This is a genomic window from Parabacteroides sp. ASF519 (assembly GCF_000364265.2).
Lineage (GTDB): Bacteria > Bacteroidota > Bacteroidia > Bacteroidales > Tannerellaceae > Parabacteroides > Parabacteroides goldsteinii.
Window position 1 is genome coordinate 3,671,611 of sequence record NZ_AQFV02000006.1, and the last position, 24,469, is coordinate 3,696,079.

29 protein-coding genes and 1 pseudogene are annotated in these 24,469 nt (G+C 40.9%); 27 read left to right on the forward strand and 3 right to left on the reverse strand.

Annotated features, from left to right (window positions below):
* Positions 1-54 precede the first annotated feature (54 nt).
* The 18 genes and pseudogenes from C825_RS14355 (at position 55) to C825_RS14440 (ending at position 15,790) form a co-directional block, all read left to right on the forward strand.
* On the forward strand, positions 55-1,095 hold the full coding sequence (locus C825_RS14355; protein WP_044234848.1) for a glycosyltransferase: 1,041 nt from the start codon (positions 55-57) through the stop codon (positions 1,093-1,095).
* Positions 1,079-1,645, forward strand: coding sequence for a dTDP-4-dehydrorhamnose 3,5-epimerase (rfbC, locus tag C825_RS14360; protein WP_010802969.1), 567 nt, complete (start codon positions 1,079-1,081; stop codon positions 1,643-1,645). The genes C825_RS14355 and rfbC overlap by 17 nt, the downstream gene beginning before the upstream one ends.
* A 2-nt stretch (positions 1,646-1,647) precedes the next feature.
* Positions 1,648-2,760, forward strand: coding sequence for a glycosyltransferase (locus tag C825_RS14365; RefSeq protein ID WP_010802970.1), 1,113 nt, complete (start codon positions 1,648-1,650; stop codon positions 2,758-2,760).
* 14 nt (positions 2,761-2,774) lie between these two features.
* Positions 2,775-3,803: a glycosyltransferase family 2 protein gene (locus C825_RS14370; protein ID WP_010802971.1), complete on the forward strand. Its 1,029-nt coding sequence runs from the start codon at positions 2,775-2,777 to the stop codon at positions 3,801-3,803.
* Positions 3,793-5,310, forward strand: a complete 1,518-nt coding sequence (locus C825_RS14375; RefSeq protein WP_010802972.1) for a lipopolysaccharide biosynthesis protein — start codon at positions 3,793-3,795, stop codon at positions 5,308-5,310. Before C825_RS14370 ends, C825_RS14375 begins: the two co-directional genes overlap by 11 nt.
* Positions 5,311-5,378: 68 nt before the next feature.
* On the forward strand, positions 5,379-6,113 hold the full coding sequence (locus C825_RS14380; RefSeq protein WP_157310093.1) for a 6-hydroxymethylpterin diphosphokinase MptE-like protein: 735 nt from the start codon (positions 5,379-5,381) through the stop codon (positions 6,111-6,113).
* A gap of 1 nt (position 6,114) precedes the next feature.
* Positions 6,115-7,104, forward strand: a complete 990-nt coding sequence (locus tag C825_RS14385) for an acyltransferase family protein (RefSeq protein ID WP_010802974.1) — start codon at positions 6,115-6,117, stop codon at positions 7,102-7,104.
* A 12-nt stretch (positions 7,105-7,116) separates the two neighbouring features.
* Positions 7,117-8,190 (forward strand): EpsG family protein, encoded by a 1,074-nt coding sequence (locus C825_RS14390; protein WP_010802975.1) that lies wholly within the window; start codon positions 7,117-7,119, stop codon positions 8,188-8,190.
* A 4-nt stretch (positions 8,191-8,194) separates the two neighbouring features.
* Positions 8,195-8,992, forward strand: coding sequence for a glycosyltransferase (locus tag C825_RS14395; RefSeq protein WP_010802976.1), 798 nt, complete (start codon positions 8,195-8,197; stop codon positions 8,990-8,992).
* Between the two features lie 17 nt (positions 8,993-9,009).
* On the forward strand, positions 9,010-9,993 hold the full coding sequence (locus tag C825_RS14400; protein ID WP_010802977.1) for a glycosyltransferase family 2 protein: 984 nt from the start codon (positions 9,010-9,012) through the stop codon (positions 9,991-9,993).
* Between the two features lie 59 nt (positions 9,994-10,052).
* Positions 10,053-11,180, forward strand: a complete 1,128-nt coding sequence (locus C825_RS14405; protein WP_010802978.1) for a glycosyltransferase family 4 protein — start codon at positions 10,053-10,055, stop codon at positions 11,178-11,180.
* Positions 11,181-11,190: 10 nt separating this feature from the next.
* Positions 11,191-11,799, forward strand: a complete 609-nt coding sequence (locus C825_RS14410) for a sugar transferase (protein WP_010802979.1) — start codon at positions 11,191-11,193, stop codon at positions 11,797-11,799.
* Positions 11,800-11,805: 6 nt separating this feature from the next.
* A pseudogene (locus C825_RS14415) lies at positions 11,806-12,387 on the forward strand (acetyltransferase); the annotation flags it as partial.
* Between the two features lie 78 nt (positions 12,388-12,465).
* Positions 12,466-13,452: an ATP-grasp domain-containing protein gene (locus tag C825_RS14420; RefSeq protein ID WP_044214593.1), complete on the forward strand. Its 987-nt coding sequence runs from the start codon at positions 12,466-12,468 to the stop codon at positions 13,450-13,452.
* A complete protein-coding gene (locus C825_RS14425) occupies positions 13,442-14,092 on the forward strand; it encodes an HAD family hydrolase (protein WP_010802981.1) in 651 nt (216 codons plus the stop codon). The genes C825_RS14420 and C825_RS14425 overlap by 11 nt, the downstream gene beginning before the upstream one ends.
* Before the next feature lie 18 nt (positions 14,093-14,110).
* Positions 14,111-15,355, forward strand: a complete 1,245-nt coding sequence (locus C825_RS14430) for a DegT/DnrJ/EryC1/StrS family aminotransferase (protein WP_010802982.1) — start codon at positions 14,111-14,113, stop codon at positions 15,353-15,355.
* Positions 15,356-15,511, forward strand: coding sequence for a cupin domain-containing protein (locus tag C825_RS14435; protein ID WP_154278261.1), 156 nt, complete (start codon positions 15,356-15,358; stop codon positions 15,509-15,511).
* A gap of 81 nt (positions 15,512-15,592) precedes the next feature.
* Positions 15,593-15,790 carry a hypothetical protein gene (locus C825_RS14440; RefSeq protein WP_044234851.1) on the forward strand — a complete coding sequence of 66 codons (198 nt, stop codon included), beginning with the start codon at positions 15,593-15,595 and terminating at the stop codon, positions 15,788-15,790.
* Between the two features lie 79 nt (positions 15,791-15,869).
* Here the strand turns inward: C825_RS14440 and C825_RS14445 are convergent, their stop codons facing one another.
* From C825_RS14445 to C825_RS14455, 3 genes are read right to left on the reverse strand one after another with little or no spacing between them, the layout of a single operon-like run.
* Entirely contained in the window at positions 15,870-16,187 is a 318-nt protein-coding gene (locus tag C825_RS14445) for a hypothetical protein (protein WP_010802983.1), read from the reverse strand.
* 33 nt (positions 16,188-16,220) lie between these two features.
* Positions 16,221-16,682, reverse strand: a complete 462-nt coding sequence (locus tag C825_RS14450) for a glucosaminidase domain-containing protein (protein WP_010802984.1) — start codon at positions 16,680-16,682, stop codon at positions 16,221-16,223.
* A gap of 9 nt (positions 16,683-16,691) precedes the next feature.
* Positions 16,692-17,135 (reverse strand): HU family DNA-binding protein, encoded by a 444-nt coding sequence (locus tag C825_RS14455; RefSeq protein ID WP_010802985.1) that lies wholly within the window; start codon positions 17,133-17,135, stop codon positions 16,692-16,694.
* A 493-nt stretch (positions 17,136-17,628) separates the two neighbouring features.
* On the opposite strand from C825_RS14455, the gene C825_RS14460 reads away from it, so the two are divergent.
* The 9 genes from C825_RS14460 (at position 17,629) to C825_RS14500 (ending at position 24,412) form a co-directional block, all read left to right on the forward strand.
* Complete coding sequence (locus tag C825_RS14460) at positions 17,629-17,793, forward strand: hypothetical protein (RefSeq protein ID WP_154278262.1); 165 nt, start codon at positions 17,629-17,631, stop codon at positions 17,791-17,793.
* A 148-nt stretch (positions 17,794-17,941) separates the two neighbouring features.
* Positions 17,942-18,166: a DUF4248 domain-containing protein gene (locus C825_RS14465; RefSeq protein WP_007657044.1), complete on the forward strand. Its 225-nt coding sequence runs from the start codon at positions 17,942-17,944 to the stop codon at positions 18,164-18,166.
* Positions 18,167-18,341: 175 nt separating this feature from the next.
* Positions 18,342-18,731: a hypothetical protein gene (locus tag C825_RS14470; protein ID WP_010802986.1), complete on the forward strand. Its 390-nt coding sequence runs from the start codon at positions 18,342-18,344 to the stop codon at positions 18,729-18,731.
* Between the two features lie 337 nt (positions 18,732-19,068).
* Entirely contained in the window at positions 19,069-19,596 is a 528-nt protein-coding gene (locus tag C825_RS14475) for a MarR family transcriptional regulator (RefSeq protein ID WP_010802987.1), read from the forward strand.
* Positions 19,597-19,603: 7 nt separating this feature from the next.
* Positions 19,604-21,004: a replicative DNA helicase gene (locus C825_RS14480; protein ID WP_010802988.1), complete on the forward strand. Its 1,401-nt coding sequence runs from the start codon at positions 19,604-19,606 to the stop codon at positions 21,002-21,004.
* A complete protein-coding gene (locus C825_RS14485) occupies positions 20,991-21,923 on the forward strand; it encodes a CHC2 zinc finger domain-containing protein (RefSeq protein WP_250690590.1) in 933 nt (310 codons plus the stop codon). The genes C825_RS14480 and C825_RS14485 overlap by 14 nt, the downstream gene beginning before the upstream one ends.
* A gap of 20 nt (positions 21,924-21,943) precedes the next feature.
* Entirely contained in the window at positions 21,944-22,438 is a 495-nt protein-coding gene (locus C825_RS14490) for a hypothetical protein (RefSeq protein ID WP_250690591.1), read from the forward strand.
* A gap of 31 nt (positions 22,439-22,469) precedes the next feature.
* A complete protein-coding gene (locus tag C825_RS14495; protein WP_010802990.1) occupies positions 22,470-23,201 on the forward strand; it encodes a YjbH domain-containing protein in 732 nt (243 codons plus the stop codon).
* Positions 23,201-24,412, forward strand: a complete 1,212-nt coding sequence (locus tag C825_RS14500; RefSeq protein WP_010802991.1) for a YjbH domain-containing protein — start codon at positions 23,201-23,203, stop codon at positions 24,410-24,412. The genes C825_RS14495 and C825_RS14500 overlap by 1 nt, the downstream gene beginning before the upstream one ends.
* Positions 24,413-24,469 lie beyond the last annotated feature (57 nt).

Below are 24,469 nucleotides of genomic sequence, written 5' to 3' on the forward strand. Positions count from 1 at the left end.
CGTATATTACATGGCTTGGGCTTTGAAGGAATTTCTGCATTCACTTGCAATTTGATGGCACATCTTGATATGTCTCAGTTTGATGTTACAATAATAATGGCTGTTGATAAAAACGGTGTACTTCAGAAGCGTGAGAAAGAAGTTGCGGATTGTGGGGTTAAGATATTGCGTACATGTGATCTTGGTTCTATTTCTCGTTTGCAGACTCATTTGCATATGTTAAAGGAAATTCTTGTAAAGGAAGGTCCTTTTAATGTGATTCATAGTAATATGGATAAATTAAATGGTTTGAATCTAAAGGTTGCAAAGGAATTGAGAATCCCCAAGCGTATCAGCCATTCTCATTGTGCAAATAGAGTTAAGTATATAAATCCTTTAAAAGATATGATTGCTACTATTTATCAGAAATTTATGTTTAGTATGATTAAGTGGTACGCAACAGATTTTGTTGGATGTTCAGATTTGGCGAACAATTATATGCATAATGGAAAAGGAGATGTAGTTGTTAATGGCATAGCTTTAAATAAGTTTTATCGAAATATCAAACAATCGAGTCCTCTTTTTGAAGCGAAAGCAAAGGTTTTAGGAGTAGTTGCTCGTGTATCACCTCCGAAAAATCCCTTTTATTTTATTGGTATTGTTCGGGAATTATCTAGAATACGTCAGGATTTTACACTTGTATGGATTGGTGACAGTAATGCAAATCTTTTATTAGATCAGATTAAATTAAATGGTTTAGAAAAATATTTTAACTTTTTGGGGCAAAGAAATGATGTCGCTGATTTATTACAGTATATAGACGTGTTTTTAATGCCTTCGTTATTTGAAGGACTTCCTATTTCTGCTGTAGAGGCGCAAGCTTCAGGATGTGAATGTTTGTTATCTGATAATATTACTCGTATGGTAGATGTGGGGTTGTGTTCTTTTTTACCTATAGGCGAAGGAAATGAAGGACTTTGGGCTGAAAAAATTAATGAATTATTGAATAAAAAGCGGACAAAATTACCAATTGAAAAATTAAAAGTTTTTGATGTACAAACGATGGCGGATTCAATGTCTGATATTTATATGCGAAAATATGATACGAAAATTTGATTTTGAAGAATTTGATTTTGAAGGTGCATACCTTATACAACCATTTTATGTGACTGATGAACGAGGTGGTTTTGTTAAAGACTATAATGTGGAAATATTCAAGGTCAATGGGATTGAACACGAATTGAAAGAGGTATTTTACACAATTTCTAAACGGGGAGTTATTCGTGCAATCCATTTTCAGCTGGTAAAGCAACAAGCAAAACTTGTACGTTGTATATCCGGACACGTATATGATGTAATTGTAGATCTTCGTCCTAATTCATCCACATTCGGTCAATGGAGAGGGGTTGACTTAACGGGGGAAAATCAAAAAACGCTTTATGTGCCTCAGTTTTTTGGACATGGTTATCTTGTGCTGGAAGATTCTGTTGTGTCATATAAATGCAGTGAGGTCTTTTATGGTGAAGGTGATTCTGGTATTATGTATAATGATAGTGAAATTGCGATAGAGTGGCCATTTGAGAAAATTGGAGGTATAGAGAACATGATTATATCAGAAAAAGATAAGGCATTGATGAGTTTTGCTGATTACAAAAAACTATTTTAAGAATGAAATCTATACTCTTTTTTATACCAACATTAGGAGGTGGTGGAGCAGAACGTGTGCTTGTGAACCTTGTTAATAATTTAAATAGAACAAGATATAAGATTACTGTTCAAACGTTATTTGATTCAGGTGTAAACAAAGAGATGCTTGCTGAGCATGTTGAATATCGTTCAAATTTTAAATATATTATTCCTGCAAATACGAAATTTTTTAAATTGTTTTCTCCTAAGTTTCTTTATAACCGTTTGATTGGTAAAAAATATGATATAGCAGTTTCCTTTCTTGAAGGTCCTACGGAACGTATCATTGCCGGTTGCCCATACAAAGAAACAAAATTGGTAAATTGGGTACATGTAGAGCAGCATACGGTAAAATGTGCCTCGTACAGTTATAAAAGTTTTAAAGAAGCACAAAATTGTATTGATAAATTCGAACGTACAGTCTGTGTAGCTGAAACTGTCAAAAATGATATAACTAAAATTTTTCATTTTTCACACCCTTGTGAAGTGTTGTATAATACTAATGAGAATGATAAAATTGTAGATATGGCGAAAGAACCTATTGTTGAAGGTCTATATTTAAAGGATAGTGCTAGTGTTATATCTATTGGTCGTCTCATTGAGCTGAAGGGTTATGATAGATTGATAAATGTGCATAAGCGATTATTGGAGGAAGGCATAAAACATAATGTCTATGTAGTGGGCGCTGGAGGATTGGAAAAGAAATTGAAAAAACAAGTCGAATTATTGGATGTGGCGGACACCTTTCATTTCTTAGGTTTTCATAAGAATCCTTACAAGTATATAGCTAAAGCTGATATGTTTGTTTGTTCATCTCGACGAGAGGGTTTTAGTACTGCAGTAACAGAAGCTTTACTTTTGGGTATTCCTGTTGTTAGTACAAATTGTAGTGGTGCTTATGAATTGCTTGGTAGAAATAATGAGTATGGTATTGTAACAGAAAATAGTGAAGAGGGAATTTATGAAGGTATGAAGCGGTTACTTTCTGATAAACTTTTGCTTGCTTATTACTATGAGCAAGCGAAAATTCGTGCTTTAAAATTTTCCAAAACTGAAACAATTAAGGCTGTTGAAAATATGTTCAACTCTTTGTAAGATATTCAGAATTAATGAAACTAAGTATAATAACAACTATATATAATGCGGCGGCTGATTTACCACGCCTACTCGACTCAATGATGGCGCAAAAAAGTCCTGATTTGGAGTTCTTTTTAATAGATAATGGATGTGTTGATAATAGTAGATCTATTTGCGAGGAATATGCAAAACGTGATAGTCGTTTTACAATATTTGTAATAAAAGATAATGTAGGTTATATACGTGCGCGCAATATAGGTATTAAAGAAGTAAATGCTGATTATATTGGTTTTTGTGACTCTGATGATTATCTTGAAATTGGTGCCTATGATCGTGCAATAACGAAAATCAAAGAAACTGGTTGTGATTTGTATATCACATCGTATAGAACAATAAACGGAGATCGTGCAATAGATAATAAACTTCCTTATGATTGTGGGTTTTATAACGGTGAAGATGTAAAGAATAATATACTACCACTTGCGTTTGGTCCTTGTAAAGGAAGAGGAATGCTTCATGGTTTTATGTGGAAAGAGATTTTTTGTCATGATTTGTTGTTTGTCAATAATCTGTCGTTTGAAGTAGAGCTAAAGCCTTACGAAGATCAACTGTTGAATGTACAGGTAATTAGTTTGTGCAAAACTGTTTATGTTGATGATAATCCCATATACAATTATGTAATGAATCCTCTATCTATAACTGCCCAACTTGTAGAGCATCCGGATTATAGGAAAGAATGGAACCGTATAGTGTCATTATATGAAAGTAAGGCGAAGTATACTATTAATTCTGTAACATGTTGCGCTAATGCCAATGCTACATTGAACTTTGTGTATGGTCTGATTCTATCAATTGTCAAAAGTGAACAAAATCCAAGAAAATCACTTCTTGCTCTTATAGAAGATGATTTTATTCAAGAGATTTTGTCGCATACAGAAGTTCGAGGATTTTTTTATTATGTTCGTTTTTGTATGAAACATCAATTATATCGTATTTTATTTTTCACAATGAGTTTAGCTCTCAAAGTGCGTTGGTTGTTAAATAATTTCTATGATAAATAAACAATTTGCCCTTAATACAACAGCAATAGGGTTGAATTTACTTGTCCAATTTACGATAAATTTTTTTTTAACGTCGTATCTTGTTCGTACAGTTGGTTCAACTGCGTATGGGTTCTTTACACTGGCCAATACAATGGTAAATTATGCTTTAATTATTTCTACAGCATTAAATTCTATGTCTGCACGATTTGTAGGTATAGAGTACCATAAACAAAATTTTAAAGAAGCAACAGGATATTACTCGTCAGTTTTATATGGAGATTTAATCTTTGTACTATTACTAGTAATGCCTGCAAGCGTCCTTATTTGGAATATAGGGGATGTAATCAATGTGCCGGACAACTTGATAGAAGAAGTGAAAATCTTATTCTATTTAGTGTTCCTAAATATGTGTATCAATGTCCTTGGAGCAGTCTTTTCCGGTGTATTTGTAATAAAAAACCGGCTTGATATAGCATCTTATATATCAGTTGTCTCCAATTTATTTAAAGCAGGCCTTCTGATTATTCTTTATGTTTGTTTTCCTTCTTCTATAGTGTATTTGGGGATAGCCACTGTAATAACAACTTTGTTTCTTGTTTCATGCAATTATTATTACAATAAAAAGCTGTTGATAGAAATACATCTGTCTCGTAAATCTACAAAATGGAATTTGATGAGAATCATTATTATTGCAGGGGTATGGAACTCATTTAGTCAATTAAGTATTTATCTACTTCATGGTTTGGATTTGCTATTTTGTAATATAATGGTAAATGCTGTTTCAATGGGGTATTTATCAATTGCAGGTACTATGCCTAATGCTGTATCTTCGTGTGTTAGTACATTGTCATCAGTCTTTATTCCCAAATTTCTTGAATATTTTTCAAAAAATCAGTTTGAAGAACTGGTTTTGGAAGTAAAAAATAGTATCAAGTTTATGACCATTATCTCATGTGTCCCTCTTTGTTTTTTGGTGGGATTTGGTCATACTTTTTATAAGCTGTGGGTACCAAGTACGGATGTTGATTTGGTTTATTTGTTAAGTATATGTGTCGTTTTTCCTAATTTTACAGGGGCTGTGATTAATAGTACTAATTACCTATACACAGTTACCAATAAAGTAAAATGGCCTTCTATCGTATTATTTATCAATGGATTGTTAAATGTTGCTACTGTATATTGTCTTTTGCGTTGGACGTGTCTTGGCGTATTGGCAATAGTGTTGGTAAGTGCGGTATTGGGGTTTGTTAGGAATATAATATTCAATGCTCCTTATGCTGCTCGTTGTATTGGTCAACCTTATTATGTGTTTTTGCCGGATTTGTTTAAATCTTTTGGCTTGATTTGTGTAGCTAGTGGCATTTGTTATTATGTGAATAATAGTGTGAATATATCAACTTGGCTGCAATTAATATTTATAGGAGGAGGTACAGTCTTTGGAATTGCGTTAATCGTTTCAAGTGTTGTATTGTCCAAAAATCAAATAAAATATATATATAATAGGTTTAACAATAAATTACGATGAGTCTGTTTAAATATATAAAATGGAGTCCAGGTCTAACTAGGTTTGTTTATAACATATTGTATAATCGAATGGCAGTAAAAGAGTGTCAGATTAATTTTGAGCAAACAAAACAATTGGAGGCACTTAAAAATATTCATAAAGGTGATCGCTGTTTTATTATAGGTACTGGGCCAAGCCTGAAAATAACTGATTTAGAAACTTTAAAGAGTGAATATACATTTGCTCCAAATCGTATATATGAGTTGTTCGATAAAACAGATTGGCGTCCTACATATTATATATGTCAGGATCATAAAATTATTCAAACGTTTGCAGATCAAATTAAAGCTATAAAATCAGAATTAAGTTTTCTACCTGTTAATTATAAGAACGAATTTACTGATAGAAAATATCGTTTTTTTGTATTGAAAGAGCAATTGTATTATCCATATAATGCTCCATTTAGTAAGGATGTGTCTAAGTTTTTAGGTCAAGGATATACCGTTACTTATGGTGCAATTCAGATGGCAATATATATGGGATTTTCAGAAATTTTTCTTTTGGGAATAGATCATAATTATAATATTATACGCGATGCAAAAGGACGTCCGCTTAAGAAAGATGATAGTTGTAGCAATTATCCGCAAGGTATGTCGAATTATGTGGATATGAAAAATTTGCCTCGTATAGAGGAGTCTACAATCGCTTATGAAACAGCAGAAAAAATATCTCGTAAGATGGGTGTACGTATTTATAATGCCACTCGAGGAGGTAAATTGGATTCTTTTGAACGTGTAGATTTTGATTTGATAAAAAAGAAATAGTATGGTAGAAAAAAGGGTTGAATGGATTGACATGGCAAAAGGTATAGGTCTGTTGTTTGTTTTTTTAGGACATTTAAAAACTCCTTTTTTGGCGACATGGATATATACATTTCATATGCCATTGTTCTTTTTTCTAAGCGGGCTTGTGTATAACCATTCCCGTAATTACGGGAATGGTATTACCAAGCGTTTTACACGCTTGGTAATACCTTATTTTACTCTTGGTTCGGGAATATTTATTGTATGGTGTATAATCTATGCTTTTCAAGAGAGAAGTAATGCTGAATATTGGTATATGTTACGTGATTTCCTTGTACAAAGAGGATATTGGACGATTTGGTTTCTTGCGGCACTGTTTTTAGCATCTATACTGCAATGGGGGATAGTTTGTATAGCAAAAGAAAAAAAAACTTTGATTCTTATTCTATCATTAACCTTATGTGTTTGGGCTTTTGTTTATTATAGATTGGGTGGTGTTGTTTTACCGTGGTGTTTTGATGTTGCATGTGTTGCTCAGTTCTTTATGAATATGGGGTATTTGGTTAAAAACACATTAATGTATGAATCTAAAGTGAAATTTACATGGAGGAGACTAATAGTTCTGTTTGCTATTAATGTGATAGCAGGCTTTGTGAATATTCGTTTTTCTGGGCATTCGCTTGATATGTCAATAGGAATGTATGGTAATGAGTTTTTATCCATGATTTCTGCTTTAGCTGGTATTGGTGTAACAATTCTTCTTTCACAATTATTTATTAACCGCTGGATTATATATTTGGGGAGGAATTCTATGATATTATTTGCATGGCATAGTCGGATAGTTATTGTTTTGTGTGATTTTTTATATGGAAGTTTTGGATTGTTTCAGCAACATACGATTTTTGAGCAAATCATTTATACAGTTGTAACATTGGTAATAATATTGTGTGTATTAATTCCAGTTACAGAGTTTGCTAAAGATTCGAAGTATAGGGTTTTATTTGGCGTTTAAACAAAAAAGTTTATGATAAGAGCGGAATATTATGTTTGTATTTATCTGGTTGTTGTGACTATTATGACACTTATTTATGCCAATAAATATAAATGTTATTCATTAGGTAAAAATGAGACAATGCTACTTGTGCTTTTGTCCCTTATGATGACTTTGTTTATTGGTTTTCGACCTATTTATAGAGAGTTTGTGGATATGATGAACTATACTCTTGTTTATGACTATAATTTAGGGATGCCTTTTGTGTTTGACTGGAAATCAGAGAACTTATTTTTTGATAATTGGTTTTCGTTTTGTAGTAGTTCTTTTTTTGATAAGTATATTTTCTTCTTCAGTATTGCTTTAATCTATTTTATAGGTGCTGCTGTTGCATGTAGAAAACTGTTTAAAACTCATTCGGTTATTGCTTATCTCTTTTTTTTGGGTGCTTTTTCTACCTTTTCTTATGGAACGAATGGTATTAAAGCAGGTGCAGCAATGTCTATTTTTTTTCTGGCAGTTGCTTGGTGGAATAATAAAGTAGTGGCAATTATTCTGTTGTGGGTTGCATTGGGCTTTCATCATTCCATGCTTTTGCCTATATCCGCTTTTGTTTTATGCTATTTTGTGCACAAGCCAAAGTGGTTCTTTTACGGATGGTTGATCTGTTTGTTTTTATCAGCTGCTCATGTCACATCATTTATGAATGTTATAGCCGATTTAGTATCAGGAGAGGACACACGTGCCGCAGACTATCTTGTTACAAATGTAGAATGGGGTGGAAAATCGGGGTTTCGTTATGACTTTGTTCTTTATTCTGCTATGCCGGTGTTAGTAGGTTATTATTTGATTTTAAAGTGTCATGTAGAGAGTCGGACATATCATTTTATGTGGAGTTTATATTGTGTAATTAATGCTTTTTGGTTGATTTGTATGTATGCGCAGTTTACAAATCGTATTGCTTATTTGTCATGGGGAATATATCCTTTTGTCCTATGTTATCCATTTTTAATGGTAAAATTTGACGATAGGCAATATAAATGGTTGGCGAATATTGCATTTCTGCATTTAGGATTTACTCTATTTATGAATATAATATATGATTAAGTCTATGGTAGAAACACCTCGGATTTCGGTAATAATGGGTATATACAATTGTGCCGATACTTTGCTTGAAGCATTGGAGTCTTTGGAAGCCCAAACCTATAAAAGATTTAAAGTTATTCTTTGTGATGATGGCTCAAAAGATAACACTTTGGAAATTGTAAAAAAGTGGGCAGAAACACATCTTAATTATGTTGTGATACAAAATGAGTACAATATGAAACTCGCTGCAACACTAAATCATTGCCTCGATTATGCTGATACAGAGTATGTAGCCCGTATGGATGGTGATGATTTGTCAATACCATTTCGTTTTGAGAAGGAAATTAATTTTCTTGATGAACATCCCGAGTTTGCTTTTGTAAGTTGTCCAATGATTTATTTTGACGAAAATGGAGATTATCGAACAGGGATAGCTAAGGCAGAACCGACAAAAATAGATTTTATTCGTAACACACCTTTCTGCCATGCTCCAGTATTAATGCGTCGTGATGCATTGGAAGCAATAGGTCGATATACGGCAGAAACTAAAACAGAGCGTATAGAAGATTATTACCTATGGCATAAATTTTATAGTAAAGGCTATAAAGGGTATAATCTGCAAGAACCTTTGTATAAAATGAGAAATGGGCGCGAGGCTTTTGCCCGTCGTAAATTTTCTGACCGTTGGCGTGGATATAAAATTACTACTGAAGTTTGTCAAAATTTGGGATTCTCTTATCCTTGGATTTATGGTATACCTGCCTTAATGAAGGTTATTGTTCCTAATTTTCTAGTTAGGATGATAAAGACAAAGTTACGTTAAATGTTATTATTATAAATATGAAATCACCTAAAGTTACGGTAATAGTACCGGTGTATAATGTTGCTACATACATAGAGAAATGTGCAGTTTCATTATTTGCTCAGACTTTGGATAGTTTAGAGATTTTGTTTGTAGACGATTGTAGTCCAGATAATTCAATAGATATTATTAAGGAAACTCTCAAAAAATATCCGGTGCGAAATTCGCTAACGCGAATTATTAGGATGCCGTCTAACAGCGGCCTGGCCGCTGTTAGACGGCAGGGGATAATTGAGGCAACGGGAAAATATGTTATTCATTGTGACGGTGATGATTGGGTGGATCTTGACCTGTATGAACGATTATATCGTACTGCAATTGAACGAAATGCCGATATTGTGGTATGTGATGAGATACATGAATATAATGATGGGGCTCATTTGTGTGAAATTACTTCGTTACCAGAGCATTGTAAAGATGTTGTAAAAAATTGGTATCAATTTACTCTCAGTATGTTTTGTCACAATAAGTTAGTAAATCGTTCACTTTATACTAAATATGATATCTTGCCATGGATAGGACTAAATATGTGGGAAGACAATGGTTTGATAACTCGTTTATTTTACTATGGTGACAAATTAGCACAGATTCATGGTTCATGTTATCATTATAACCGAACTAATATAAATGCGATGACTTCGGGTTATGGTATTAAGCAGGTTGAGCAAATGATAGGTATCGCAGAGCATCTTACAGAGTTTTTTAGTACAAAACTTGATGCTAAAGATTTTGAAAAAACGGTAATGGCTTTCCAGTTCCTAGCCCGAATAAATTTAGTTACTGATAGTTTTACAAATTTACATCGGTACAACGATACTTTTAAAGGTTCCGAAGCCATTATTCCTTATTTGGATTCTAATGCATTTTCAATCAAAGGCCGTTTTCGCTTTCGTATGGTGAAATACCATTTAAGTTGGTTGTTTGTGTTAATGTTTAAGATAAAGAATCTTTTTAACAAATGAAGTGATCAAAGGGCTGCGGCTACACATTAATTATTATAAATTTATAATAATAAATGGGCATGCAAAAATTAATTCGTATCTCAACTATCCCCGTTTCCCTCGAAACCCTTTTAAAAGGCCAGCTTAAAATGCTTTCCGAGCACTATGAAGTCGTGGTGGTATCTTCTCCGGGAGAGAGGATGAAAGTGTTGGAAGAGAGGGAAGGGGTACGTACTGTTTCCATTCCGATGGAACGACGGATTTCGTTAGTGAAGGATTTTATGTCTCTTTTGCGTCTGATTATTCTCTTTGCCAAGGAACGTCCGGATATGGTGCATTCCATTACGCCTAAAGCTGGGTTGTTGTCTATGTTGGCTGCTTGGATTACACGGGTTCCTGTCCGTATGCATACGTTTACGGGATTGGTGTTTCCTACGGCTACCGGAAAGATGCAGAAGTTGCTGATTGTGATGGATCGTTTGACCTGTTTCTGTGCAACGCATATCAATCCGGAAGGAGAAGGGGTGAAGCGGGATCTTATTAACTACAATATTACTTCTAAGCCGCTTCATGTTATTGCTAATGGTAATGTAAACGGAATCGATCTCGAATATTTCGATAGGACTCCGGAAGTAATGGAAAAGGCTTACTCTTATAAAAAGGAAGGAACTTTCACCTTCTGTTTTGTCGGGCGTATGGTGAAAGATAAGGGTATAAACGAATTGGTTCATTCTTTTTTGCGGTTGTATCAGGATGATGCCCGGGTGCGTTTGTTATTGGTCGGGCCTTTTGAAAAAGAATTGGATCCGGTTCTACCGGAGGTGGAAGAACAAATATTGCATCATCCGGGAATTTGTTTTATGGGGTTTCAAAGTGATGTCCGCCCCTTCTTAGCAGCTTCGGATGCATTGGTATTTCCCAGTTATCGGGAGGGATTCCCTAATGTGGTCATACAGGCAGGAGCTATGGGGATTCCGGCTATCGTAACGGATATAAACGGATGTAATGAGATTGTCTTGCCGGATCGGAATGGGATGATCATCCCTACTAAAAATGAACAAGCGTTGTATGAAGCGATGAAATATTTTGCTTTCCATTCGGTGGAAGTAGAAAAGATGGCTACCAATGCCCGTCCGTTGATCGTTTCCCGTTATGAACAGCGGATGGTATGGAATGCATTGTTGGCTGAATACAAGTCTATAATTTAAGGAGTAATCCATGTATAAACATTTTTTTAAACGATTGATCGATTTTATCATAGTTTTTTGTGTATTGGTCGTGATCTGGCCGATATTGTTGGTTGTCACCTTGTGGTTGCATTTTGCCAACAAAGGAACTGGCGCTTTTTTCATGCAAGAGCGCCCTGGGAAAGGGGGAAAAGTATTTAAGGTAATCAAGTTCAAGACCATGACGGATGAACGGGATGCTGACGGTAATTTACTGCCTGATGCGGATCGGTTGACGAACGTAGGGCGTTTTGTTCGTTCTACTTCAATCGATGAGTTGCCCCAGCTGATAAATGTCCTGAAAGGGGATATGGCGTTGATCGGACCTCGTCCCTTATTGGTTCAATATCTACCATTGTATAGTAAAGAGCAAGCTCGTCGTCATGATGTGCGACCGGGTATCACCGGATGGGCACAAGTGAACGGACGTAATGCGATCAGTTGGATGAAGAAGTTCGAACTGGATGTCTGGTATGTGGACCATTGTTCGTTCTTGTTGGATGTAAAGATCATCTTTTTAACGATAAAAAAAGTGTTTGTCCGGGAAGGTATTTCACAAGAGGGACAGGCAACGATGGAGTTTTTTACGGGTAATAATTAAACGGATATGTATTTATACGGTGCGAGTGGTCATGCTAAAGTGATCATAGATATATTAAAAGCGAATCATATAGAGATAGAAGGTCTTGTCGATGATAATCCGAATATAAATGAACTTTTAGGTTATCCGGTTTTTCATGGAAGAGAAGATATTTCACCTCTGATAATAAGTATAGGAGATAATAAAATACGTCAGATGATCGCTCATAAATTGAATGTTGAGTTTGGAACGGCGATACACCCGTCTGCGATGATCTCTCCTTATGCTATTGTACGGGAAGGATCGGTTATAATGCAGGGAGCGGTTGTCCAGTCTTGTGCTTGTATAGGGAAACATTGCATTGTTAATACCGGAGTGTCAGTTGATCATGAATGTGTGATAGGAGATTATGTGCATATCTCTCCACATAGTACGCTTTGTGGAAACGTTCATGTTGGTGAAGGTTGTTGGATCGGTGCAGGTACGACGGTTCTACCGGGTGTCAAGGTTGGAAAATGGTCTGTGATAGGTGCTGGCTCGGTGGTTGCCAAAGACATTCCGGATGGGGTTTTGGCTGTAGGAAATAGATGTAAAACGATAAAGACATTGAATATCGAAGTGTTAACCAGTGTTAACGGGGGGGGGGTAAATTACCTTCTTAAACCTCTTTTGGCAGCAAGAACTGCTTTGGAACGTCATGATCTTCGAGGTAATATTAATATCCTAATCACCTCTGCTGGAAAGCGGGTTACATTGACAAAGCTGTTTCAAGAAACATTGAGACGTTTTTATCCTGAAGCGAAGGTGTTCACGACAGATATGAATCCTGAGATGACTCCTGCCGGGATTGTTTCAGACGGGTGCATAGCTGTACCGAGGGTGACAGATCCCGGTTATATAAAGATGTTGCTGACAATATGTAAGGAAAAAGGAATTCGGATTATCGTGCCGACGATCGATACAGAATTATTGGTATTGGCTGAGAATAAGAAGCTGCTTTGGGAGAATGGGGTAGAACCGATGGTCTCGGAATTGCCTTTCATACAAGCCTGCCGGGATAAGCGGAATACCGGGACATTTTTGAATAGCCATGATATTCGCGTTCCGGCTCCAGTGGATAAATATCATCCGACTTTTCCACTTTTCGCCAAACCATATGACGGTTCCTTAAGCAAAGACCTGTATGTCGTTAGGTGTAAAGAGGAATTGTCACCGGAAATATTGAATCATCCGAAATTGATCTTTATGGAATATATTGACAAACAAGAATACAAGGAATTTACGGTCGATATGTATTATGGCAGAGATAATAGGGTGAAAGCCATTGTGCCCCGCGAAAGAATAGAGATCCGTGCCGGTGAGATCAACAAAGGGTTTACCCGCAAAAACTATTTGGTTCAGTTCTTGAAGGAACGACTGGACTATTTGCCGGGTGTGGTTGGTTGCATTTGTATCCAATTGTTCTATAGGAAGTCGGACGACGATGTGGTCGGGATCGAGATCAATCCACGGTTCGGCGGGGGATATCCACTGTCCTATTATGCGGGAGCCAACTTTCCGGAATATGTCGTAAGAGAGTATATGTTGGATGAAACGTTGACCTATATGGATACTTGGGCAGACAATACTTTGATGCTCCGGTATGACAACGAGGTAATCGTATATGAAAAATAAGATTTTCATTTTTGATCTAGATGATACGTTGTATAAGGAAATCGATTTCTTATACTCTGCTTATCTGGAAATTGCCGGATGGATAGAATTGAAGTTCTCCTTGAAAGGAATCTATGTTTTTATGTTGGAAGCCTATAAAGAGAAAGCGGATGTTTTTTCTCGTTTGATCGATACTTACGATTTGTCGTTGACGAAAACGGATTTGTTGTCCGTCTACAGGTCTCATCGTCCCGATATCCGGTTGGAACTTGATACCTTGAAGGCTTTAGAAATTCTGAAGCAGGATTTTACGCTGGGGATGATAACGGATGGTCGCTCAATTACCCAACGGAATAAGTTCCGAGCATTGGGACTTGAACAATTTATCGGAAACGAAAACTTGGTCATATCCGAAGAGTTTGGCTCTGAAAAACCGTCGGAGAGGAATTTTATGTTTTTTCAGAATAAATATGCCGATGCGAAGTTTGTCTATGTCGGGGATAATCTTCGGAAAGATTTTATCACACCTAATAAGCTGGGGTGGAAAACGATCTGCCTGTTGGATGATGGAAGAAATATCCACCGTCAGGACTTTTCCTGTCAGGAAGAGTACCTGCCGGATGTAAAGATACGTACTCTGAAAGAATTATTGTCTTTGTAGATTTAATTATAAATTATAATGAACAAACGAATTTACCTTTGCCTTGCCCATATGAGCGGCAAAGAACAGACTTTTATCCAAGAAGCCTTTGATACCAATTGGGTTGTACCCTTGGGACCGAATGTGAATGGGTTTGAAGAGGATCTGAAACATTTTGTAGGTAATAATAAGGAAGTTGTAGTCCTTTCTGCCGGTACGGCAGCCGTCCATCTTGCATTGTTGGCCTGTGGTGTGGGACCGAGGGACGAAGTGATTGTACAGAGCTTTACTTTCTGTGCTTCTTCGCATCCGGTGACTTATCTGGGGGCTACTCCGGTATTTGTGGATTCGGAGGCGGATACTTGGAATATGGACCCGGAGTTGTTGGAAGAGGCTATTAAAGATCGGATCGCCAAGACAGGTAAGAAGCCGAAGGCGATTGTTCCCGTTTATCTGTATGGTATGCCTGCTAAGATTGAGGAGATTATGGCGATTGCCAATAAGTATGATATTCCGGTTATCGAGGATGCTGCCGAAGGATTAGGCAGCCGGTATAACGGACAGGTTTGTGGTACGTTCGGACGGTATGGGGTACTTTCTTTCAATGGGAATAAGATGATTACGACTTCCGGAGGCGGTGCATTAATTTGTCCGGATGAAGAGGCAAAAAGGAAAATCATGTTCTATGCTACCCAGGCTCGCGAGTCATATCCTTATTATCAGCATGAAGAGATCGGTTATAATTACCGTATGTCGAATATCTGTGCCGGTATCGGACGTGGGCAGATGACAGTACTGGAGGAACATATCGCCCACCATCAGTACACTTGCCGTCTTTACAAGGAGTTACTTGCTGGAGTAGAGGGAATCGTACTGCATGAAAATCCATCTTCCCGGTTCGATAGCAACTATTGGCTGAATACAATCCTGCTTGATACAGACTTACATGTGAAAGGTGAAGAACATGCTTATGAGGTGGTTGTTCGGGGAGCTGTAGGTGGTGCTGCCGGAGTGACCCACGAAGCTTCTTCTTTGCATACGGATTGTGAGCCAAACAAGAATGTAGAGGCGATGCGTATGGCTTTGGATGCTGCCGGTATCGAATCTCGTCCGCTATGGAAACCAATGCATTTGCAACCCGTTTATAAAAATAATCTTTGTTATGTGAACGGTGTAAGTGAATCTTTGTTCAAACAAGGACTTTGTCTGCCAAGTGGCCCATGTGTGACGGATGAGGATGTGGTTTATATTGTGCAAGAGATCAAGAAGGCGATTCAGAAGTAAATGATTCTCGGTTATACGCATAACATCATTAATCTTTTCGATACGGAAGAACTGATAACTTTTCTTTATTCCTACCATCCCCGTTTCAGGAAGTATATAGAACAACGTGGCTTCAAATTCGATCAGCGTGTGATCCGGTATGAACAGTTGGGATGAATAAAGACGAGTGAGGAAGTTGAGAGTTTTTTTACAATCTATCTAAAATTCCTCAAGGATTTTTGGGGACAATATGATAGAGTGGACAATTCGGGGCATAAAATAGCCGTAGAATGTAAGTTTAAGAGATTAGTTAATCCAGTCTCTATTCCGGCTTTAAGTAATCTGGCCGACGAAGAAAATATGTCCGGTCGCTACATTGCCAATATCAATATGGACGAAACCTATAAAGAAACCCGTCTGATGCCGGGAATACTGGCTGACAGGATAAAAGTATAGATAAAACAAAGTCCCCCTCGAAATGAAGGGAACCTTGAGTTAACGAATTTCATTTTTAAACAAACCTCTGTCATCCCGCCTATGAGAGGAATAATTTGTACAAACACCCAACCCCGCCCATCAGCATCAGGCTGTATCCGGACATTCCGAGCCAGTCGGCTCCGGGCGGGAGGCTTTCTTGCCGGGTTCCCCAGTCCCCCTGTCCGAGAGCGAGAGTATCGCTCCGATACAGGTCAGGGTTACTTCCGTCTCCCGCATCAGGAGGGAGAGGAGGCTCAGTAGGAGCAGGCAGAGGATGAGGACAGGGGCAGTCACCGGCTGCCGGCTTTCGCTTGCGGGGAAAGATGATCCGGGCAAGGCTGGTGAGGAAGTTGAGAATTGTTTCAAGGACATTCATGGGAATTGAAAATTATAAATTGAAAATTGAAAATTAATTGACCGATAACCGCTCTATCGACCGGCAGATCGACACTAGCATACGCTGGTAAGCGGCACGGTTGTCACCGTTCACTTCGCTGATGTATTTGCTGTAGGCAATCTCTTTGGCGTAAGCCGCAGGGTGGAAGGTGAGAGTCGCTGCCACAGGATAGGCAGAGTGGATCAGACGGGCGAAGTCGAGGAAACTGTCTTCCGGTGAAGCGTACCGGCGGAACCATAAGGTCGGACGGCCGATGACGGCAGATAAATCGCTCCGGTCGCCTTTCCAGAAAGGGTTGGGATGACCGTAAGCTGTGATGCCGAAAAAGTTGTTATGCTCCTTGCAAAGTGTACTTTCGCCCCAGCCGGTTTCGATGGCGGACTGGGCCAGGATGATGACCGGGTTCATTCCGAATTGCACTCCCGCCTTTTGGGCGAGAGGCAAATATTGTTTGATGAAATCTTGCTTTTTCATGGTGCGTTATTACTCGATTTCAGGACGGTCACTCCCCGAGCCGCTGTTGCCGGAAGGGGTGATCGGTACAATTTTCTCAAATTTCGGTTTCGCTGTGACTTCTTTCAGCATGGGACCTGGTGTGAAAACGATACGACCCTTTTTGAACAGACTCGTGGTGAAATCATCGGCAACCGCTGTCCCCTTGCTGCCAGCCAGCATACGGAAGTTACCGAAATCGCCCACCTGGACCACTTCGCCGTTTTCCAGATGTTGGCGCATAACGTATAACAAACCGTCGATTACTAACATGACATCACCGCGTGAAGCCGTAGAATAAGAAGCAATGATTTCGCAGAGTTTGTTAAACTCCAGTTTCTGTTGGGCACGGATCTGGCCATAATACAGCTTTGAACCGGCAGCAGCATCTTTACTTTTGTCAAGACGCTGTACTAAATGATACTTTAAAGCCATGGGAAATAATTTTTTAATTTGACAATGTGCCAATATGCCAATGGAAATACTCCGAAAGCTATTGACGATTAACAGGTTGGTTATCGATAACAATACAAAGGTACATCAGCCGAAAAACGCAAATTCCTATCTATCCTTCAACGGGAAGATCGATGAATATTTGTTCTTATTTTCAGTTCAGTATTAGAAATAATTGAACCTACTTTTCCCTTGATGGAAAAGTAGTCAAAAGATCAAGGCTCAACCGGCTTCACTGCTCTGGTGAAAGACTCCGCTGAAAAATCCGAAACTCGCTTCGCTCAGACAACGGATTTTTTTAACCGCTTCGTCTTCCCCCTTCGCGGACGTTCACCCGCTTAGGCCTTTCCCAGGAAGCTGTGCTTCCTCTTAGGATGGCCGGTACCGGTACTTATAGAACAAAAACTATCGGATTTAACAGGTAGTATCGGCAATCCCAGGAGAACGCAAAGCGTTCTATGAAAGGCCTCATCTGGTGAGCGTAAAGCGAAGCATCTGTAGAGAGCGCCCGGAGGCTGTGCTGTTTGAGCGTAGCGAGTTCACAGACGACAGCGAACGCAGGATGCTGAGTAGCGAAGCAGATGCAGTCTTGATCTTTTGGTTACTTTTCTATCAAGAGAAAAGTAACATTCACTTCTGATAATAATTGATCTATTCGCAATGCTCAATGTCTGTATTAAGGGACGCAGATGAATATGATTGAATCTCTTGAAATAATTGAGAATCATGGCGATTATGTCGTTTTTATTTTGTAACTTCAAGGCATGTAAAACAACGGAGGAGGAAATATGGAAGAAGGAAAATTCAAGATCAGATCGTATGGTTGGCAGGAGTTGGCATTGCTGTATGGAGAGGGACTGACACCCGAATCGTCTACCAAAAGATTAAGCAAATGGGTACAGGTCAATCCTTCGTTGACAGACGAACTGGAACGGTGCGGATGGAAGAAAGGGAAAAAGATTCTGACACCCATACAGGTGCAGGTTATCGTCCGTTTTCTGGGCGAACCGTAAGTGAGAAAACAGATAGTTATGCGTGGCGGATTACATAGTTATCCGTATGCGATTATATAGTTAGGGAATTGACAATTAAAAGAGGCTTTCTGACAGCATAATACAATTGCCATATGGATTTATTACATAAAAAACATATCGATCTGATCAAGATCGTAAAAAAAGAATCGGCGCTTTGACAGGTAGAAACCTTGCGTATACGTACCTGGAGGAAGTAATCGAAAAGAACGATGATAAAATCGGTCTGATATTAATGCTCATCCCTGTCCTGGCATGCAATGACACGAAAAGCACGAGTCGTTGGGATAGTCTGCGGACGCAGTTTTTCGAAAACAATAAAGAATTGATCCTGCATCAACTCGGATACACGAATCTGGTCGAGGCTTTTGAAAAAATTCCATTGGATGAAAAGGGAAAGACGAAAGTGATAGAACTGTTTCTCGAAATGAGAGAAGCCGGTTTACTCGGAGATATTTCTTACGGGAGATTGGCCGCCGCCCTGCTCACCATTTTTGAAATGAGTTGTACGAAAGAATATCTCACTTCACATTTGAGTCATTCATAGTATAGATTATACTAGTTTAACAAACTGTATTTACACAAAAATACGTATTTTAATTTTATAACCTGTTGTCAGAAAGCCTTCTAAAGAAATAAAATGCGGAAAAAAGCGGGTTGCCATCCGTTTCCGAACCGTCTACTTTTGTCTTCGTAATGCAAGTTGAAAATCAATGTTTATTTTTTATATGTTCTTTTAAGAAGTTCTTTAATATATATAGAAAATAGGGTAATGCGTCTCAAAAGCGTTTCGAAAAAGCTTAAATCTATTTGTTAACCGGATGAGTAGCGTTTTAAAAGTGTTTCAAATTGCGTTTCAGATGTTACACGTTAAAGTAATACACATGAGACAAGAAAACAAAGAACATGAACGGGTGGCTCTCGAATATATGGGGCATTCATTCGTAAAAGTACCCAGAGTCTTATATGCTAGGGTATTGAGTTTGGAGAAAGAAGAAAAAATGTTAGCCAGGTTGCATTTGGTTTTGTTTATTTCATGCAACTTCGATGACAGGGTGGTGAAATTGGGAAATAACCAGGTAATGAGTTACAGAGGGGAGTATGTAGGCACGTATCGTGAGCTGTCGCGATTGTCGGGAATACCTTTCGGCTCGATCAGCCGCTTGCTTGAAAAACTGGAGAAAAGGGAACTGGTAGAGATAGTCCGGGTACCGGGCGGCTCTGTCATCCGCGTAAACGGATACGATAAATTCTGTTTTGCTTCGGAGAAGGAATACAAGTTGCGTGACACTGCTAAAACCAGTCGGACGAACGAAGCGAAACAGGCGGAAGATGCCGCTGCACGCCTGTCGGAGGCTGAGGCCAAGATAGGGGGAAGAAGCAAGCAATATCCAAATAAAAACGTTAACTGAATCGACCATGGCAACAGAGAATATCGAAAATAAAATATTCGCAGGAGAAAACAACATCAGTGTGGAACAGGTGGAAGAAGCCGTTATCAGCGCCTTGCTGCTCGATGCCGGAGCGATAGTGGGCACCTTTCCCGTCTTGAAACCGGAGATGTTCAGCCGTCCGGACCTGGCATTTATCTATCAGGCAGTCAGCAATCTTTACGACAAGGGGGAAACGGTGGATATGATCACGGTCGATACCGAAATGCGTAAGACCGACGAGAAACGTTGGAAGGAATGGGGCGGTATTAAACGAATGGCTTCGTTGGTAGGACGCATACGCCATATTTCGGGTTTGTCTTATTATGTGGAAGAGGTGAAAAGACAGTATATGCTCCGCCTGTTGAACATCCTTTTTGTGACGCTGGGCGCAAAGGCGGCCGGGTTCGAGTCTTCTTACACACTGTTGATAGAAGAGGCGGAGCGGTCGTTGCTCGAACTGCGTGGGAGATGCACGGTGGGCAAACCGCTCGAACGTATCGGGTGTACGGCCAACGAGGTGCTTCAGATGCATCGTGAACGGTTGAGTACGGGGAATGACAGAATGCGTATCCTGTCGGGAATCGAAGAGTTCGATTACGTGACGGGCGGACTTTACAACGGTGAACTGTTGGTGGAAGGCGGACGTCCGAGCGACGGAAAAACGGCTGTCGCCATGCATATTGCCATGAATGTAGCGCTTTCGGGAAAAGCGGTCTGTTTCTTCAGCCTGGAGATGACGGCTATGCAGACGATGAACCGTCTTTTTGCCGGTTATGCTAGTGTGGATGCTGATCATTTACGTATCGAGGGACTGACGACGGCTGAACTGGAACGTATGGAACGGCTGGCGGGAAAGTTTGAAGACCTGCCGCTCTTTTTCGACCATACGCCGGGCAATAGCATAGAGAATATCCGTGCCCAGGTGATGTTACAGAAGAAGAAGGGGCTGTGTGACCTGGTAGTGATCGATTATCTGCATCTGATGGAACGCAAAGGGCGTGCCGGGGAGACGATGGACCAGTTGGTGGGCCGTAATATAGAAGGAGCGAAACAGGTGGCGGTCGATGCCAATTGTCCGGTGCTGGTCTTGTCGCAGATGAACCGTAATAGTGTACAACGTGTCGAAAAGGCGTATGTCCCTGAATTGCATGATCTGCGTGATTCGGGTGTGATCGAGCAGGTGGCGGATTGTGTCTTTTTCGTTCACCGTCCCGAACGTTACGGTATTTTCAAGGACGAGACGACAGGGGAGAGCCTGCGGGGCGTAGGGAAATTATATATACTGAAAACACGAAACGGATCGACCGGGATTGCCCGTTTCCGTTACAATAAGTCATTTACCCGTATTACTAACTATGACAACCGGATGCGTTATGAAGAAGAATGATTTTCAACAAATAAAATCATCTGTTCGTATCGAGGAGGTGATCGGCGGTTATCAGCATTTGGAGCCTAAGGGGAAGAATTATGTCGGGCTGTGTCCGTTTCATCCGGACCACCATCCGTCGTTGATGGTGAATCCCGAAAAACAAACTTATTCCTGTTTTGCCTGCGGGGAACATGGGGATGTATTCGAGTTTGTCAGGAAGATGGAACATTGTACGTTGAGTGACGCGGTCAGGAAACTGGCGGCAGGCAGATTTGCTGAGGGTAAGCCGGATTTCGTGATGCCCGGTACAGGGCGGCTGGCTATCAAACGACAGGCGAAACAGCCTGCAAAGGATTTTGCGGCTTTTATGAAACTGTTGTTGCCTTATGCCTGCGGGTGTACGGAGCTTTCGGCTGCTTATCTGGATTTTGAAGTGGGCATGTCGCCTGTGCAGGTGCCTGCCGAATGGAAGGTGATGCGCAACCGGATTATTTTTCCGGTGCGCGACGAGTATGGAAAACTGGTCGGGATGGGAGCACGCCGGTTGTGTGACGAAGATACTTCGGTTCCGAAATATATCAACTCGTCGGCTGCCGACGGGTATGACAAAGGGGCTACCTTGTACGGACTCAACCGTGCGGTGGCGGTGATACGGAAAGAAGATTATGTGTTTATTACCGAAGGATATAAAGATGCGATTGCGATGCATGCTGCCGGGTTTGTCAATACGGTGGCTTTGTGCGGGACGGCTTTGACCGACAGCCATATTGCTTTGCTGAAGAAATATACCAACCGTGCCTGTTTGTTGCTCGACGGTGACGAGGCGGGGCAGGCAGCTTCGAAGAAAGCGGTGTTGCGCTTGCGGGAAGCGGGGATGGATGCCGATTCGGCGTTGATTCCTGGCGGGGAGATCCGGATTCTTTATTCCGTCGGTTAGGCAGGGAAGAGTTTGCGCGGATGATCGGGCGGTTGCAGAACAGGCCGCATTCGTCGGAGTGCGCCTTGCTGACGGTTTGCCTGTTGTATCCGGAGGTTACTTTTCGTTTGAGAGGGGCGGAGTACTTGTTTATCGACCTGGTGGCTTCGGCCCTGGAGACGGATGATCTCTGGTTTGAGGATGCGGATCATCAGCGTATTTTCGAACATCTGCAGGAGGCAGGAACGGAGAATGGGTTGTCGGCCCCGCTTCAATGCGTTGTTGCTGAGCTGCATCGGGAATATGATACGCAATTACAGGCTGATCTGGAACTGTTATCGTCTGATGTATATCTGCCTTATCTGCTATTCCTGTATAGCGAAGCTCGTTTGCTCCGGCTGATCTCCCGGCTGGTCCGTCAGGTAGTACAGGAAGACCATGAAGAGTTGCAGTACGAACTGGTTATAAAGCTGGCGGAACGCCGGGAACAACTGCGCCACGTTTCGGTGTGGCTGGACAGGCCGGGGGCGGTTTGATAATGAACAGTTTCTTATAATATCCGAATAAATGAAATGTTTTCTATTTGTTTTGGCTGCGGGCTTTTTGCTGGGCGGCTCATCCTTATACGCTCAACACTCGATGGGGGTGACGGGGTTATTGAATATTCCGACGGCAGATATGCAGGTAGACGGAACGTTTATGGTGGGGGCGAATTATCTGCCGGAGCAGATGCTTCCTGATTTCTGGGATTATAATTCCGGGAATTATTTCCTGAATGTGACTTTTCTGCCTTGCCTGGAGGTCGGTTATCGCTGTACGTTGATGAAACTTAAAACGGGTAAATGGAATCAGGACCGTTCGGTGTCGCTCAGGATACGTCCGTTGAAAGAGGGACGATATTGGCCGTCGGTGGTCGTGGGGAGTAGTGACGCACTGACGACCGGGCAACTGAATACGTTTAGCGGGGAGACCGGCAATCGTTATTTCTCGTCGGTGTATGGGGTAGCGACAAAGCATTTTCAGTCTGGCGGTCATGACCTGGCGTTTACATTCGGATGGAATATCCCGTTCCGTAAGCATGCTGTTCGTGACGGAGTCTTTGGTGGGATGAGTTATTCGCCCGCCTTCTGCCGTCCGCTTTCGTTGATGGCGGAGTACGACGGCAATGCGGTGAATATGGGTGGTAGCGTGCGTCTTTTCAATCATTTTACGGTACATCTGTTTTGTTACGACCTGAAAGCGGTGTCGGGCGGGATACGGTATGAACTGGTATTGCTCAAAAAGAAAGGAGGCCGTTAATGAGAGGGAATCGTTTGGGAATGGTTTGCCTGATGACCTGGGGAATGGTTACAGGGTTACTGGGGCAACAACCGGCGGGAAGACAGGTCGTAGAAGCGGCTGAACAAACTTTGCTTTCGCTCGGTATGGAAGAGATACGGGTGGCACAGACCGATTCGGTTTGTACGATAGCCTATGAAGATAATATATACCGGGGGACGTATCGCGGATTGGCGGCTGTGATTGAAGCCTTGCGCAGCCTGCCGGAGACGGAACAGGCAGCAGCGTATGAGCTGGTGGTGTTGGACGACCGTATACCGCGATTGCTGTTGACATTGCCCCGGCAGACGGCGGCATTGGAGGTGAGTTATGATACGGATGAGGCGATGCGGCGCTTGAAAGGGAAAGAACGCCGGAATAAGATGGCGGGACGGATAGATGTGGTGTTGTATCCGGAGCTGTTCTTACAGAATTCTTGGCTCGATAAATTATATGGGGTAGCGGTCAATTTTTCTCCGGCTATCCGGATGGACCTTTGGAAAGGGGCGGTGCTGACAGGGCAGGTCGTGTTGCCGGTTTATACGAATATGACTGATTTCCGTAAATATATACGTCCGGGAGTGATTACGCTGCGGCAGGAATTTCGTCTGCCGGGTGGTGTGTTGGGACGGCTTACGACCGGAAACTTTACAGGGAACCGGATGGGAGTGGATGCCGCCCTCCGTTATCAACCGGCCCGGGGACGGTGGTTGGTGGGGGCGAATGTCGGACTGACCGGGTCGAGTACCTGCTATGGCGGGGAATGGGTGGTGTCGACCTGGAGAAGGGTGTCGGGTTCCGTCTGGGGACGGTATAACGAACCGCATTATGGTTTGCAGATAGACCTGGCGGCCGTGCGGTTGGTGTATGGCGATATGGGAGCTCGGCTGGATTGCCGTCGTCATTTCGGTGAGGTGACGGTCGGGGTATATGGCCTGTTTACTGATGGTGAGATGAATGGTGGTTTCCATTTTGCTCTCCCGATTCCGGGAACGAAGCGGGGGAAACGCAGAGCCGTCCGTTTCCGGTTACCTGAATATTTTGCCCATGAATACAGGGCACGTCATGGCGGTTCGTATGGCGACGAGTTGTTAGGTTACAGCTACGAAGTCCGCCCCGACGAAAATGGTAGCCGGGGATATGATGCACCGGATTTTATAAAGAAGGAGATTCTGAGAATTGTTACAAAATAATTTCCTGTATAGAAATAATCGGATAGTTCAAACCTGATAAGAATTGAAATAACAGCT

Bases quoted from the DNA above. Each gene is read 5' to 3' on its own strand.
- C825_RS14405 (WP_010802978.1), top strand. From the start codon at position 10,053: ATGCAAAAATTAATTCGTATCTCAACTATCCCCGTTTCCCTCGAAACC.
- C825_RS14385 (WP_010802974.1), top strand. From the start codon at position 6,115: ATGGTAGAAAAAAGGGTTGAATGGATTGACATGGCAAAAGGTATAGGT.
- C825_RS14435 (WP_154278261.1), top strand. From the start codon at position 15,356: ATGATTCTCGGTTATACGCATAACATCATTAATCTTTTCGATACGGAA.
- C825_RS14390 (WP_010802975.1), top strand. From the start codon at position 7,117: ATGATAAGAGCGGAATATTATGTTTGTATTTATCTGGTTGTTGTGACT.
- C825_RS14370 (WP_010802971.1), top strand. From the start codon at position 2,775: ATGAAACTAAGTATAATAACAACTATATATAATGCGGCGGCTGATTTA.
- C825_RS14380 (WP_157310093.1), top strand. From the start codon at position 5,379: ATGGCAGTAAAAGAGTGTCAGATTAATTTTGAGCAAACAAAACAATTG.
- C825_RS14465 (WP_007657044.1), top strand. From the start codon at position 17,942: ATGGAAGAAGGAAAATTCAAGATCAGATCGTATGGTTGGCAGGAGTTG.
- C825_RS14455 (WP_010802985.1), bottom strand. From the start codon at position 17,135: ATGGCTTTAAAGTATCATTTAGTACAGCGTCTTGACAAAAGTAAAGAT.
- rfbC (WP_010802969.1), top strand. From the start codon at position 1,079: ATGATACGAAAATTTGATTTTGAAGAATTTGATTTTGAAGGTGCATAC.
- C825_RS14450 (WP_010802984.1), bottom strand. From the start codon at position 16,682: ATGAAAAAGCAAGATTTCATCAAACAATATTTGCCTCTCGCCCAAAAG.
- C825_RS14395 (WP_010802976.1), top strand. From the start codon at position 8,195: ATGGTAGAAACACCTCGGATTTCGGTAATAATGGGTATATACAATTGT.
- C825_RS14425 (WP_010802981.1), top strand. From the start codon at position 13,442: ATGAAAAATAAGATTTTCATTTTTGATCTAGATGATACGTTGTATAAG.
- C825_RS14400 (WP_010802977.1), top strand. From the start codon at position 9,010: ATGAAATCACCTAAAGTTACGGTAATAGTACCGGTGTATAATGTTGCT.
- C825_RS14480 (WP_010802988.1), top strand. From the start codon at position 19,604: ATGGCAACAGAGAATATCGAAAATAAAATATTCGCAGGAGAAAACAAC.
- C825_RS14495 (WP_010802990.1), top strand. From the start codon at position 22,470: ATGAAATGTTTTCTATTTGTTTTGGCTGCGGGCTTTTTGCTGGGCGGC.
- C825_RS14485 (WP_250690590.1), top strand. From the start codon at position 20,991: ATGAAGAAGAATGATTTTCAACAAATAAAATCATCTGTTCGTATCGAG.
- C825_RS14445 (WP_010802983.1), bottom strand. From the start codon at position 16,187: ATGAATGTCCTTGAAACAATTCTCAACTTCCTCACCAGCCTTGCCCGG.
- C825_RS14475 (WP_010802987.1), top strand. From the start codon at position 19,069: ATGAGACAAGAAAACAAAGAACATGAACGGGTGGCTCTCGAATATATG.
- C825_RS14365 (WP_010802970.1), top strand. From the start codon at position 1,648: ATGAAATCTATACTCTTTTTTATACCAACATTAGGAGGTGGTGGAGCA.
- C825_RS14430 (WP_010802982.1), top strand. From the start codon at position 14,111: ATGAACAAACGAATTTACCTTTGCCTTGCCCATATGAGCGGCAAAGAA.
- C825_RS14500 (WP_010802991.1), top strand. From the start codon at position 23,201: ATGAGAGGGAATCGTTTGGGAATGGTTTGCCTGATGACCTGGGGAATG.
- C825_RS14375 (WP_010802972.1), top strand. From the start codon at position 3,793: ATGATAAATAAACAATTTGCCCTTAATACAACAGCAATAGGGTTGAAT.
- C825_RS14410 (WP_010802979.1), top strand. From the start codon at position 11,191: ATGTATAAACATTTTTTTAAACGATTGATCGATTTTATCATAGTTTTT.
- C825_RS14355 (WP_044234848.1), top strand. From the start codon at position 55: ATGGCACATCTTGATATGTCTCAGTTTGATGTTACAATAATAATGGCT.
- C825_RS14490 (WP_250690591.1), top strand. From the start codon at position 21,944: ATGATCGGGCGGTTGCAGAACAGGCCGCATTCGTCGGAGTGCGCCTTG.